Raw genomic sequence first — 12,679 nt, 5'->3', positions numbered from 1 at the left:
CGCTGAAAGTGGCGCGTTCGTGATGGCTAGGTTTTCGCGAAGAGGCCGAGGATGGCGGGGGCGAGGAGCAGGGCCATGAACACGACGCCGAGCATCGAACCGGGGATGGTCATGCGTTCGCCGGCGGCGTTTGCTGCGGTGAGTTCGTCGGTGAGCATGGTGGCGCGCAGCGCTGCGGAGCGGGCCCGCAGGTTGGTGTAGACGGCGACGCTCTCGGTCCCGGACAGGCGCATGATGTCGGCGAAGTCGGCGAGCTCGGGCAGTGCGAGTTCGTCGGACAGGGTGCGCAGCGCATCCCAGGGCGACGCACCGGACCACCGGGAGCGGCGAAGTTCTTCGCCGAGGCGGGCGAAGACCCAGGAGTTCGCGATGTCGGCGGCGGACTCCATCGCTTGACGCGCCCCGGCGCCGTTGTGGCGTTCGGTGGCGACGAGATCGATGTACGCCGACAGGGCGCGGCGAAACTCGAGTCGCGCCTTCTTGGCGTCGTCGATCGCGTTGTAGTTCGGGATGAAGAACATCACCACGGCCAGACCCAGGCTGGCCGCTGCGGGGATGACGACCGGCAACTTCAGGCCCAGCACCGCGAACAAGGTGACCAGGAAGGGTGGGATGACCAGGCCGAGGAACGCGAAGGTGATCTTCTCGGCGTAGAACCGGGTCAGGGGGATGCGCAGCAGGACGAGCTCGCGGGTCGGGGTCTTGGCCCACATCCCGGGAGGCAGGACGCGCATCGCCCACACCCCCAGCCGCTCAATGCCGGTCGCGCTCGCCGCGGATGTCGCGAGCAGGCGGCGCCCACGCGGTGGGGTCATGCGTTCGAAGGCGTCGCTGACGTCGACATGCGCGGTCCCGAGCTGGGCGAGGGCCACCACCACAGCGCCCGCCACGAGCCCACCGAGGGCCGCGACAAGAAGAAGGGTGGCGTTCACGACCGCGCTCCGAGGTTGCTCAAAGGCAAAATCCGGGGCCAGGGCTTGCCTGCTGCCATGCGTTTCATCCATACGAGCACGCCGACATACGCGGCGAGCAGGACGGTCAGGACAGCTTGGCCGAGGGGGGTGGCGTAGTTGGCGGTGTAGTTGCTCGCCAACGAAAGGACGCTCAGGACGGCGACGGAGATGAGGGTGACCCACCGGGCGGTGGCTCGGGGTTTGGCGCGGTCGGCTTCGACCTGTCGGCGGCAGCGCACGTCGTCGGCAACCGATTCGGCGAGTCCTTCGAGGACGGACGCGAGGCCGGTGCCGTGTTTGCGGGCGGCGAGGATGAGGTTGGCGGCGATGAGGTCACCGGTGGCGTCGTCGAGGTCATCGGCGAACGCGCGCAGGGCGTCTTCGGTGCGCCACCTCGAGCGCAACCGGGAGGTCAACCGGGTCACCTCCGCCTCGATGGGCTTCGGTGCCGATCGCACCGACGCCATGAGCGCGGCCTCGAGGCCGAGGCCGACGGTGAGCACCCCGGCCAGTGACCGGGTCCATTCCTCCATCGCCTCCAGGCGAGCGATCTGGGCTTTCACGTCTGGCGCGCTCACCAGAGCTGGTAGCCCGAGAGCGGCGACCGGCACGATCACGATCGCGAGCACCCACCCGGTGATCACCCAGGCCAGCAGCCCCCCACCCAGGCCGCCCACCAGCATCAGCCGCGTCCTTCGCGAGATCGCGCGTACCGATCGGCCGGTCGCGGCCGGCCCGGGTGCGGGTTCGGGGGAGGGGATGAGAGAGGCGACGAACACGACCAGGCTCACTCCCACGAGTGCCGCCCCGGCGATCACGATGGCGCGCATCAGGCCACCTCCGGCGATCGTGGCCTGGCGTTGAGGTAGGTGGTGAGGTCGAAACCGTGCGCGGTCAGTTCCCGATATTCATCCGGTAGCACCCCGGGAACAGCGGCGCCGTCTTTGCCGGGGGTGAACACATGGGTGGTCGCGTATCCGGTGGTCTGCTCCCCGGGGGATACCGCGACGATCTCGGCGACCTGGCGGGTGCGGACGGCCGCGGCGCCGGGCTGGGCGCGTGAGGTCGTCAAGGTGATGTGCACGACGAGGTCGATGGTGGCGGCAAGCTTGGCGGTGGCGAGCTCGGCGGTGATGTGCGGTCCGGCTTCCATGGCGCACGTGACCAGTTTGCGGATGGCTGCGACGGCGTCGGACGCGTGGGTGGTGGAGATCGACCCGGTGCCGGACTCCATCGCTTTGATCATCGGCCAGACCTCTTTCCCGCGGACCTCACCGACGATCTGTCGGGCGAGGTTGTACCGGTAGGACCCCGACAGCGCTTGATCGAGCGTGAACTCACCGGGGCGATGCCCACTTGGGCCGATCTCGCCGCTACCGGGACGGTGCTCCCAGGCGCGGACCATCCGGTGCTGGGTGTGCAGGTCGTGCAGGAACAGTTCCAGTTCGGTCTCGAACGTGCCGATCGGCTCCCACGCGTCGATCTCGGCGCACAGCGCCCGCACCAGCGTCGTCTTGCCGGCGCCCTGGGCGCCGGACACGACGATCGACTTGCGTGCCCGGACGGCCGCGGCCAGGAACGACGCGGCCGTGGGGGTGAGCATGTCGAGGTCGACCAGGTCTTGCAAGGAGACCTGCACCAGGCGGTGTCGGCGGATATTGACCTGGGGACGAGGGCAGACCCAGGCGCTGGCCGCGAGCCGGGATCCGTCGTCCAGGCGCAGGTCCATCGTCGGGTTGGACTCGGAGAACTCGCGGGTGCTCGTCTCGGCGCGAGAGGCGAGGAAGACGAGGAACTCGATGAGCTCGGCGTTGGAGTCCGCGACCTGGGGTCCGATTTCGCGCGACCCGTCAGACAGTTCGAGCAGGACGTTGTCGAAGCCGTCGATCATGATGTTCTCGACCCGGGCGTCCTCCACGAGCGGTTGCAGCCGGCCTAACCGGAACAGTGCGTCGAAGACTGCTTTGGCGATCACCTTGCGTTGCGGTTCGCTCCACACCGCCATCCCGGCGTCGATCCGGTCGGCGACCGCCGTCTCGATGAGGTCGAGGATGATCGACCGGCCCAGCTCTTCCTGAGCCAGTTTGCTGATCTGCTCGCGTCGGCCGACTTCGTCGGCGAGCCGGCTTGAGGCACGCGCCCGCAACACGGCCACGAACGCCCAGTCGACACCTTCGGATGCCGCCGGAGACCTAACGGGGCGGGTGTAGTCGATGGCCGTCATGCGTTCACGTCCTTGACCAACTCAGTGCGGTAGCGAGCCACCGCGCCCGTGATCGCTTGAGCGCACGTGTGCAGGCTGCGGACATACCCACTGCCCCCGAAGCGGCGCGGCGCGGGCGCCCCCCGGTGATACACGGCGGCACCCGCAGGGTCGTCCGCGATCGTCGAGATGACGGGTAGACCCAACGCCTTGTGCACTTCTTTCGACCGGTAGGGCTGCCCCTCGCCGACCATCAACACCCCAGGCTGGCGCCACGGCGTCGGCGCCGATCGCAGCTGCTCGACCCAGGAGCGGGCCGCGGCCAGCGCCGGCAAGTGAGACCGGGTCACGATCAATGTCAGGTCCGCCCGTGCCAGCAGCGGCTCGGGTGAACCCACCAACCCCAGGCGCCCCGCATCGACGATGACGTCCTGCCCCGTGTGCTCGAGGTCAGCCAGTTCCTCACCGAGCGGCGCCCACAGATTTTCTAGACCAGGAGCCTGGGTGTGGGTCTGCAACCCGACGAGGTAGCGGACTTCGGTGCCCTCGATCGGGCGGGTGGCGTCACGGACCGCGTCGTACATCGCGAGCGGCGACGCAGCGATGTCGAGCAGCCCACTCTCGTACTCCCGGGCGCCGCGGAACATTCCGCCGAGTAGGCCGTTGCTGCCGGAAGGGTCGGACTCGACCAGCAGAACGGGGCGGGCCCAGTTCATCGCCAACCCGACAGCTGTCGTGGTCACCCCGGGCGCGCCCGCAGCTGAGCACAGGCAGATCACCGGCATCAGTTCACCTCCCTCGCATCGAGCACGAGATAGAAGTTTCCCGACGCGATCCGTGCGGCCAGCACCGGAGCATCAGCTGCCGGCACGGTGACGGACACGACCGTGGCGCCGGTCTCGATCACCGGGTGCACGGCGGCGACCTCCGCCACAGTGAACGGCGGGTTGCCTTCGGTTGCCTGCCCGGCCGGCGGGGTTTCGACGATCTTTACCTGGTCTCCGCCCTGCAGGTTCAGCCCCAACGATTGCTCTGGGGGCAGCGCCACCGGCACCAGTGACATGCCCTCACCCGGCACGGTCTCGGGTTCGAACATCGACGCGGTCACGATGGCCCCGACTGACAGCGCGGTCGCGGCTCGCTGCCCCACGATGTCGCCTCGCTGCGAGGCGTCGACCGGCCTCAGTGCCGGGTCCAGAGTGATTCGTGCGACCCCCAGATCGCCCGCCGTGATCACCGCGCCGCGGGGAACGTCGCCGGTGACCACGACGACTTGAGTCGAGGCAGTGGTCGAGGACCACGCCCACCCGGTGGCGATCGCTCCGAAGACAGCGGCAGCCAGGGCTGCAGCCGCGACTGCCGGCCGCCGGCGCATCTTCGGCACTGGACCCGGGACCGGAACCGGGGCCGCCGTGCCCGTCGCGGGCGTGGCGGTCTTGTCCGGGCGGGTCGAGGTGCTGGTCATGTTCTGCCCCCTCAATCGGTAGCTGTGCTGCTACGAGGTCACGAGCACCTGCACTTCACCGACCGCGATCTGCACGGACTCGGTGAGGCCGGTCAAGCGGATGGTCCCGGTCTGGCCCGCGCCGTTCCAGGTGATGACCCAATCCGAGGTAGCCGTGACCGTGAACGCGTCACCAGGCTGTCCCCAGCTCGAGGTCGTGTAGACGTGCCCGCAATCCGGGGACTGCGCGCGCCCATAGCTCGCCTCATAGGGCGTGCCGGCGCTGGCGCACACCACGGTGTTGCCGTCGCCCATGTCCCACGTGATCGCGTCAATGCTCGCCGTCGCGGTGACCGTGATGCCGCCAGCCGACGCGGACGCCGTGACCGGACCGACCGTGCTCGGCCCAGGGTTCGCCGCCCACATCCAAACCGGCATTCCCACGATGCCCATCGAGCCCGGGCCCGGCTCCGGGACGATCCCCATGCTGATCGCATGAAGGTCCATCGAATCCACGGCCAGATCCGCGACCTGCCTCGGCGACGGGCCCGCACCCGACGCCGGAGGCGGGGCAGCCAGCCACAGGTAGACATCGATGTCGACCGGGAGGGGTTGGTAACAGCCATAGACCGCGCCGCCCTCAGCCGGGGTGTGACCATTCCAAGCCGGATCATCCGGTCCCGGCTGCGGGTCCATCACACGCACATAGCAAGCAAGAGAATTGACCCAGAACCCAAGCTCGCTTGTGCACGGCACCGGTCCAGCAGGGGAGTCAAACCCCTGCTTGGCTGGGTCGAAAAAACACGCCGACCCCGGACCCGTGTCCCTGGGGCCTTCGGAGATCGGCTCCACAACTGGTGGCCCGGAATCGGGCGGATCGACCCAGACGAGGCAGGTGCCTGTGGTCGAGTCGTGAAGCTCACAGGTTGGATCGGCCTGTGCGGTTCCAGTGGAGAAGAAAGCCAGTCCCGCCACGACGAGCACGACGAATGCGGAACGCCTCAGGTTGTGGCTACGCATGGTGCCTTCTCAAGATCCAGGCTCGTCGACACGCGCCACCCACCGTTGGGGTCGGTGTCCCAGGAGTAGTTGCTTACGGTGTGACGGATCCAGCCCAGGTCGGGTCGAGCTGCCGCGACGACTGAGGCGCCGCTCGCGTCCACGACGTCGACGCCAGTCACGTCGAAACACACATCAATCTGAACGGCCGGGACGCGACCGTTGGCGGGGTCAGAGTTGTCCAAGTTGACTGACTGAACCTGGATCTGCGGGAGCTCAGTTGATCCCTTCTGGACCCAGCCGTCTCGCTGCCACCGCGCGAACTGGTTTTGGCGAACGTCGAGATCCCGACTGATGGCGACGTTCGTGAGATCCGGCAGATCGGCGGTCAGGTTCGCGCCGGCAGCATCCAGAACCGAGTAGTACTCGTGGATGAGTGCCTCAGCGTTTGCGGCGGCCACTTCGCTCTCCGACTGAGGTGAGGCAGAGGCGCTCGGGCTGGGCGTGGGCGCCGGAGAAGATTCGGAGGTCGCCGGTGTCGGCGTCGGGGGTGATTCGTTCGGTTCCGCGACGCACGCGGACACGACGGCGAGCGTGGCAAGAACCGTAGCGATCGAGCCGGCTCGCCTTCGAGCCGGCGAGAGCCGCGTACCGGCCTCCCGGGGTGACGGAGCCGGGTCGGGGGTCATCAGAGTGTTCATCTGGACCACGCCTCTGCGATCGATCGGACCAGCGGCCAGCCGCTGGCGAGGAGCTCGCACCCCTCTCGCCAACAAGGTGTGCGCTCGCCCCCATGACCAAGACCACCACGACCCACTGACACACCCGACCGGTATCCGCACCATCACAAGCCGCCCTCCAGCCCGTGCGTACCCCCTGCGCCCCTGCGTATCCCCTCGCCGCGGCCCCGCGTGACGTCCGCACCCCTTCGAGCGTTCACACGTCTGGCAGTTGAGGGTGATCGAGTCGCCATCCGCCGATCACGAGGGCCAATCGTGTCCTGATTCGCACGATATATGGAGTTTGACAGCAAACTACACGGGGTGTGACTGCGGTGACCAGTGCACACCTGAAGTTTGGAGGTGTTCAGGTGACGGTGTCGCTGCGGGTGATGACGGCCGGGGACGGCGTGGCCTACTTGCTGCGGTCGGTCGTGGCCGGTGATGGCGACCGGTCGCTGGCGACGCCTCTGACGCGGTACTACGCCGAGACCGGCACGCCGCCGGGGACCTGGATAGGTTCCGGGGTGGGGGAGTTCGGCACTGGGCAGCTCACCGCAGGTGACGTCGTCACGGCGCGCCAGCTCGAGAGTCTCCTGGGCGCCGGACGCGATCCCGTCACGCAGGAGCCGCTCGGGCGGGCGTTCCCGAAGTACGAGCCGGTGCGCGACCGGATCGCAGACCGGGTCGCCAAGCTCGACCCGCAACTGAGCGCGCTCGAGCGAGCGGGCGCGGTCGCGCGGATCGAAGGTGAGGAGACCGCACGCGGGACCCGTCGGGCGGTGGCCGGGTTCGACCTGACGTTCTCGGTGCCCAAGTCCGTTTCGGTGCTGTGGGGTCTGGCGGACGCCGGAACCCAGGCGATGTTCGTCGAAGCCCACCACGCAGCCGTCGAGGAGGTGCTGGCGTTCTTCGAGCGCGAGGTCGCCGCCACCCGGGTCGGCGCGGACACCGGCCACGGCCTGGTGGCGCGGGTCGACGTCGTCGGGGTCGCGGCCACCGCGTACGACCACTACGACTCCCGTGCCGGGGACCCGCAGCTGCACACCCACGTCGTGGTCTCGAACAAGGTCAAGACCGCAGGCGACGGCAAGTGGCGCACCCTGGACTCCCAAGCCGTGCACGCCTCGGTCGTGGCGGTGAGCGAGTACTACAACGCCGTGCTCGCCGACCGGCTGACCGCGACGTTTGGGGTGGGGTGGCAGCGCCGCCACCGACCCGGGGTCGATCGTTCTGACAAGTGGGAGATCACCGGCGTCAGCGAGGAGCTCATCGCCGAGTTCTCCAACCGATCCCGCGCCATCGACGTCGCGAAGGACCAACTCATCGCCTCTTACGCAGAAACCCGGGGACACCAGCCCTCGAAGCGGCGGATCATCAAACTGCGCGCCCAGGCGACCCTGGCGACGCGGCCGGAGAAGGAGATCCACTCGCTGCGCGACTTGACCGCCGGTTGGCGGCAACGAGCTCGCGGGTCGCTGCACGACGATCCCACCGCGTGGGCCCGCCGGCAGACGACAAGCCGCGGGGCAGCGATGCTGTCTGCCGCGCAGATCGATCCGGACCTGGTGCGCGAGGTCGGCGACCGCGTCGTCGGCGTCGTGGCGGAGAAGCGGTCGACCTGGCGGCACTGGAACCTTTGGGCCGAAGCGTCTCGGCAGACGATGGGCTGGCGGTTCACGACCATCGCCGACCGCGAGCAGATCGTCGCCATGATCGTCGACGCAGCCGAAGCGAACTCCATCGCCCTGACCCCACCAGAGCTCGCGACCAGCCCGGCCGGCTACACCAGGCCGGATGGGACGAGCATCTTCCGGCCCAAGCACGCCACCGTGTTCACCTCGCCCGAGATCCTCACCGCCGAAGACCACCTGCTCGCCCGGGCCAGCTCCCTGACGGCGGCGTCCGTCCCGGCGAAGGTCGTCGAACGGGTGGTCGCGAGCAAGCATGATGGGCGGCGGTTGTCCGCTGAGCAGGCCACCGCGATCGAAGCGATCGTGACGTCGGGTCGCCAGCTCGATCTGCTCGTCGGTCCGGCCGGGGCTGGCAAGACCACGGCGATGCGGGCGCTGCACGCGGCGTGGACCACCCAGCACGGCGACCGTTCCGTTGTTGGCCTCGCCCCGTCCGCCGCAGCCGCGGCCGTCCTCGCGCACGAGCTCGGTATCGCGGCGGAGAACACCGCGAAGTGGCTGGTCGAGCACGACCACGGCCGAGCCGACTTCGCGGCCGGGCAGCTGGTCATCGTCGATGAGGCCACCCTCGCCGGCACCCACACCCTCGACTGGATCACCGGCCTCGCCGAGCGGGCCGGGGCGAAGGTGCTTCTCGTTGGGGACTGGGCCCAGCTTCAATCGGTTGACGCAGGCGGAGCGTTCTCGATGCTTGCTTCGGCCCGCGATGATGTCCCCGAGCTCACCGAGGTGCACCGGTTCACCCATGAGTGGGAGAAGACCGCGTCCCTGGCCCTGCGCACCGGAAGCGCCGACGCGATCGCCGCGTACGCGCGGCACGATCGGCTGCGCGGCGGCAGCACCGCCGAGATGGTCGACGCCGCCTACGCCGCTTGGCACTCCGACCAGCGCGCCGGATTGGCGACGTTGCTGGTGACGGACTCCACCGAGAGTGTCCACCTGCTCAACGATCGCGCCCGCGCCGAACGCATCGCCACCGGGGAGACCTCCTCCGGCCGCGACGTCGCGCTCGCTGATGACGCTCGCGCGTCTGTAGGGGATCTGGTGATCAGTCGACGCAACGACCGCACCCTGCGCACCGCACGTGCTGGCTGGGTGCGCAACGGCGACCGGTGGAGGATCACCGACATCCGTAAGAACGGCGCGATCGAGGTCAAACGACACGGCCGCAGGTTTGGGGCACGGGTAGTCCTGCCACCCGAGTACGTCGCCGAGCACATTGACCTCGGCTACGCGGTCACGGCGCATCGCGCGCAAGGCCTGACCGTGGACACTGCGCACGTGGTCGTGACCGGGTCGACCACCCGGGAGAACGTGTACGTCGCCATGACTCGCGGCCGCAACAGCAACGTCGCTTACGTCGCCTTGGACAGCCCCGACGACCAGCACCTGCCACCCCAGGTTGACGGCGTCGACGCCGTTGCTGTCCTGACCGCAGTTCTTCAACGCTCCGGCAGTGAAAGGTCCGCCCACCAAACCGTCGCGATCGAGCAGAACGCGTGGACTGGCATCGCCCAACTTGCCGCCGAGTACGAGACCATCGCCGCCGACGCCACCCGCGCCCGGTACGAGACCATCGTTCGCGACGCACTGAATGGAACGGGTGACCTGATCGCCGCCGAGATCGATGCCGTCATCGCGTCCGAGGCGTTCGGAGCACTCGCGGCCCAGTTGCGGCGCGCCGAGGCCAGCGGGATCGACCTCGCGACCATGGTGCCCGACCTCGTCAGCGCACGGACGCTTCACGATGCTGCTGACGCCGCCGCCGTCCTGCACTACCGCCTTGTCAACGCAATGAGCGAGACGGTTGGGATTGGCAATCCCGGCCTCATCGTCGGCCTGATCCCCGTGGCGTCGGGCGAGGTGCCCAACGATGTGCGCAGCGCCCTCGATGAGCGACGCGCACTCATCGAGGCCCGAGCGGCCACTCTCGCGACCAACGCCGTACGCACTGGCGAGGCGTGGGTGCAAGCGCTCGGAGCGCAACCAAGCCTGAGCGGCGATGTCGCGCCATGGCTGTACCAGGTCGAGATCGTGGCGGCCTACCGAGATCTCTATGGCATCACCGACAGCTACCCGCTCGGCTCGGACCCGGTAACCCTCGTCCAGCAATGCGACGCCAACCACGCAGCGACTGCGATGGGCAGGGCGATCGAGATCGCCAGTGCACACGAGGACGGAGTACTCGACGACTCCCTGAATCTGGGTCTCGAGCTCGCCTGATCCGCCACGAGCAAGCAATCGCTGACACAGCGTCATGCGCCGATTGTGCGATCGCACGCCCGCCCAGCGCGAGAGGTCAGCCGCCAACTGTGGATAACCGGTCGCACGTCGGACCGTCTGTCTAGCATGCAAACCAGTACGCCGGTGACCGCGCCGACGACGGGGAGGCCCGATGATCTGGTACCTCAGCTCATGGATAGCCGGCACGGCGATCCGCCTCACGCAGATGTACGCACCGACGAACATCATCGCGAATTTCATCCGCACCCGCCATGGCCACAAGTGGGGCTTACCCATCGCTGCGGTGCTGGTGCCCGCCTACGCCATCGCTTTCAGCCGCGTCGTGGACCCGGCAACCGCCACCGGCAACGGCTGGCTCTACCTACTCGCCGTGCTGATGTTCGGGAACACAGGCAAGCTCTTCGCACTAGGGATCCTCGGCGCCGTGTTGCTCGTGCGCGCGAAAGTCCGCGAATGGACGTGGGTAGGAAGTCACTCTCGAACAGCGTGAACGACTCGCTCGGGCCAGATCCGCGCGCGTGTTGAGCAATGGGCTTCATCATGTGCCGCGGCGCGGGCGTTCGCTCGCGAGTCACCGACGCGTCGGTTCTGACGCCCCGATGGCACGAAGCGACCTTGGTAGCCAGTTCGGAGGAACCTGCCGGGCGAGGCGACGTTGAACAGAGACCCGTTGGACGAGGGTCCAGCTAGACAGGGCATACCTCCGAGGTATGAAGCCCCTGGTCACTCTGGTCGCAGCAGTCCTGCTCCTGACGGGGTGCGCCGCGTCGTCCGGAGAGCCCTCGACATCTGAACCTAGCCCGACCGCATCGGTTCCTGCGCTCTCGGACGAGGTTCCCGATCTCACGAGCCTCGCTGTCCCCGCCGCGATCGCAAAGCGCGACGCACTGGAGATGGGCGCAGCGTTCATCGAGATGTCCACCGGGGATGAGCTTGAAAGCGCCGCCGCGCTCACGCTTCGGACGTGACGTCCTGTACGCGGGAGTCGCCAACCTTTCGAAAGTTCCGGCCGCGAGTAGTGAACTCCAAGCAAATCTTTGGTCTTAACTCTTGTTTGAGTATTCGACCGGCCTCGTTTTCTTGTGCTGGTAGCACCGAAATGGATAAATCAACTACCGTCGCTATGCAACTCCAGCTTCTCCCTGGGTAGATTTGCTGCGCGTGCCCGAGTTCTGCGCCGGTATCAGTCACGCTGACCTTAAAATTCTCTATGGCTTCGTCATTCTTATTCGTGATGTCGAAAGAGACTTTGCGGTGCTGCGCACCGCGTAGGTCAAGAGGCTTAAATCGGAGTGCGACATGCTCGGCAAGTAGGCGTGTGATCCTCGTCTCTGATCCGTGCGCTCGGTCAGACTCCGTGCGCTGGCGCTTCAGCTCGCCGTTCAGTTGCGACGCAGCGACGATCACGGCCGCTGCGGTGGCGATTCCCCCGATCCAGGTGCCCAGAGCCTCGATCGAAGTCACGCGAAGCTCACACCCGGGTCCGGTGGCGCAGGTCGCGTAGCTGCCACCCCACCAACCCGCGATGAGACCGACAAGAAGTCCACCGAACGCCCAAGCCGCTCGCGCCGGGTTCTCGGGTAGGTGCATGCATTGATTATCCGCCCTGGAGGCAGGCCCGGTTGCACTTTGACCAGGACCTAGTCACGCGGAGCTGCCCAGAGTAATAACTAGCCGCTGAAGAACACCTCGTTCGGGGAGATGCGTAGCAGAGCATACGAGCGACCACCAACTCTTACGCTCTGCTCCCGGAGCGGGGCGGAGACATCTGTGCCGCCGATGACGTATGAGTCGAAGACAAGTGGGCACGGCGCGAGCGGCCGGCATATCGTGCAAATCCCAACAAAAGCGTCTCGCCCTCGAAGTCCGGAAGCGATCGGATCCCAGGCGGTATTCTCCCAGCATGCCAACACCGGGACTCACCTTCTCAGATGACCTCCAGAGCCACGCTGCAGTTGTCGAGTATCATCGTGCCTCTTTTCTGCGTGACAAGATTCACGCTGATCGCGTCGCGATTCGAACGCAGTACTCCGACGGCTTCTCCTCTCGTGAGAGGGAGGCGGCGCTTGAGGCGACAAGAGTAAGCATGAATGACGCCGAGTGTGCGTTCAACGAGGCGGTCGCCGAAGTGCGACGTCAGGGGCTTGCTCAGTAGCGCCCGTACCGCGTGGTCGCTGCCATTGCGCCAGACCACACGCAATCTCCCCTCCGGTGGCGGGCGGCACGCCGGGCGAACGTCAGGCCGCCCCTGATGGCGCGTGCCGAGTGTGCTCGCTCTCGGGTGGGCTGTGCACTGCGGTTACCACTCGAGCCAGTAGTTGAGGGGCAGGTCGAGCACCTGCCACGATTTGGTACCAGATGCCCCCGTCTGCGCTCGCAATCTGAGATGGGCGGCAACTCGCAGGATGCTGCAGTCGATGCTC

Annotated in this window: 12 protein-coding genes; 4 read left to right on the top strand and 8 right to left on the bottom strand. The window is 67.4% G+C overall.

What is annotated here, in order from left to right:
* Positions 1 to 26: 26 nt before the first annotated feature.
* The 7 genes from J4E96_RS14625 to J4E96_RS14595 all read right to left on the bottom strand — a co-directional run bounded on the left by J4E96_RS14625 (position 27) and on the right by J4E96_RS14595 (position 6,060).
* Positions 27 to 932 (bottom strand): type II secretion system F family protein, encoded by a 906-nt coding sequence (locus J4E96_RS14625; RefSeq protein ID WP_227422815.1) that lies wholly within the window; start codon positions 930 to 932, stop codon positions 27 to 29.
* Entirely contained in the window at positions 929 to 1,783 is an 855-nt protein-coding gene (locus J4E96_RS14620) for a type II secretion system F family protein (protein ID WP_227422814.1), read from the bottom strand. Before J4E96_RS14620 ends, J4E96_RS14625 begins: the two co-directional genes overlap by 4 nt.
* Complete coding sequence (locus J4E96_RS14615; RefSeq protein WP_227422813.1) at positions 1,783 to 3,177, bottom strand: CpaF family protein; 1,395 nt, start codon at positions 3,175 to 3,177, stop codon at positions 1,783 to 1,785. The genes J4E96_RS14620 and J4E96_RS14615 overlap by 1 nt, the downstream gene beginning before the upstream one ends.
* Positions 3,174 to 3,941 (bottom strand): P-loop NTPase family protein, encoded by a 768-nt coding sequence (locus J4E96_RS14610; protein ID WP_227422812.1) that lies wholly within the window; start codon positions 3,939 to 3,941, stop codon positions 3,174 to 3,176. The genes J4E96_RS14615 and J4E96_RS14610 overlap by 4 nt, the downstream gene beginning before the upstream one ends.
* The gene (locus J4E96_RS14605) at positions 3,941 to 4,621 is read right to left on the bottom strand and encodes an SAF domain-containing protein (RefSeq protein WP_227422811.1); all 681 of its coding nucleotides are present in this window, start codon (positions 4,619 to 4,621) and stop codon (positions 3,941 to 3,943) included. The genes J4E96_RS14610 and J4E96_RS14605 overlap by 1 nt, the downstream gene beginning before the upstream one ends.
* Before the next feature lie 30 nt (positions 4,622 to 4,651).
* Positions 4,652 to 5,296: a hypothetical protein gene (locus J4E96_RS14600; protein ID WP_227422810.1), complete on the bottom strand. Its 645-nt coding sequence runs from the start codon at positions 5,294 to 5,296 to the stop codon at positions 4,652 to 4,654.
* Positions 5,297 to 5,601: 305 nt separating this feature from the next.
* On the bottom strand, positions 5,602 to 6,060 hold the full coding sequence (locus J4E96_RS14595) for a hypothetical protein (protein WP_227422809.1): 459 nt from the start codon (positions 6,058 to 6,060) through the stop codon (positions 5,602 to 5,604).
* A gap of 629 nt (positions 6,061 to 6,689) precedes the next feature.
* Here J4E96_RS14595 and mobF point away from each other — a divergent pair.
* From mobF to J4E96_RS14580, 3 genes are all read left to right on the top strand, one after another.
* Positions 6,690 to 10,235 (top strand): MobF family relaxase, encoded by a 3,546-nt coding sequence (gene mobF, locus J4E96_RS14590; RefSeq protein ID WP_227422808.1) that lies wholly within the window; start codon positions 6,690 to 6,692, stop codon positions 10,233 to 10,235.
* Positions 10,236 to 10,407: 172 nt separating this feature from the next.
* Positions 10,408 to 10,746, top strand: a complete 339-nt coding sequence (locus J4E96_RS14585; RefSeq protein ID WP_227422807.1) for a sulfate permease — start codon at positions 10,408 to 10,410, stop codon at positions 10,744 to 10,746.
* A gap of 220 nt (positions 10,747 to 10,966) precedes the next feature.
* Positions 10,967 to 11,224, top strand: a complete 258-nt coding sequence (locus J4E96_RS14580) for a hypothetical protein (protein ID WP_227422806.1) — start codon at positions 10,967 to 10,969, stop codon at positions 11,222 to 11,224.
* On the opposite strand, the gene J4E96_RS14575 is transcribed toward J4E96_RS14580, so the two are convergent.
* On the bottom strand, positions 11,208 to 11,720 hold the full coding sequence (locus J4E96_RS14575; RefSeq protein ID WP_227422805.1) for a hypothetical protein: 513 nt from the start codon (positions 11,718 to 11,720) through the stop codon (positions 11,208 to 11,210). The genes J4E96_RS14580 and J4E96_RS14575 overlap by 17 nt on opposite strands.
* A gap of 439 nt (positions 11,721 to 12,159) precedes the next feature.
* Here J4E96_RS14575 and J4E96_RS14570 point away from each other — a divergent pair, with 439 nt between their 5' ends.
* The gene (locus tag J4E96_RS14570; protein WP_227422804.1) at positions 12,160 to 12,411 is read left to right on the top strand and encodes a hypothetical protein; all 252 of its coding nucleotides are present in this window, start codon (positions 12,160 to 12,162) and stop codon (positions 12,409 to 12,411) included.
* Positions 12,412 to 12,679 lie beyond the last annotated feature (268 nt).

It is taken from the genome of Pengzhenrongella sicca (assembly GCF_017569225.1).
Classification (GTDB): domain Bacteria; phylum Actinomycetota; class Actinomycetes; order Actinomycetales; family Cellulomonadaceae; genus Pengzhenrongella; species Pengzhenrongella sicca.
Note: the sequence above shows the minus strand (reverse complement) of the source record. Positions and strands in the feature narration are given on the sequence as shown.

Coding starts and splice junctions, on each gene's coding strand:
- J4E96_RS14580 (WP_227422806.1), top strand. CDS start 10,967: ATGAAGCCCCTGGTCACTCTGGTCGCAGCAGTCCTGCTCCTGACGGGG.
- J4E96_RS14620 (WP_227422814.1), bottom strand. CDS start 1,783: ATGCGCGCCATCGTGATCGCCGGGGCGGCACTCGTGGGAGTGAGCCTG.
- J4E96_RS14600 (WP_227422810.1), bottom strand. CDS start 5,296: ATGGACCCGCAGCCGGGACCGGATGATCCGGCTTGGAATGGTCACACC.
- J4E96_RS14585 (WP_227422807.1), top strand. CDS start 10,408: ATGATCTGGTACCTCAGCTCATGGATAGCCGGCACGGCGATCCGCCTC.
- J4E96_RS14615 (WP_227422813.1), bottom strand. CDS start 3,177: ATGACGGCCATCGACTACACCCGCCCCGTTAGGTCTCCGGCGGCATCC.
- J4E96_RS14570 (WP_227422804.1), top strand. CDS start 12,160: ATGCCAACACCGGGACTCACCTTCTCAGATGACCTCCAGAGCCACGCT.
- J4E96_RS14605 (WP_227422811.1), bottom strand. CDS start 4,621: ATGACCAGCACCTCGACCCGCCCGGACAAGACCGCCACGCCCGCGACG.
- J4E96_RS14610 (WP_227422812.1), bottom strand. CDS start 3,941: ATGCCGGTGATCTGCCTGTGCTCAGCTGCGGGCGCGCCCGGGGTGACC.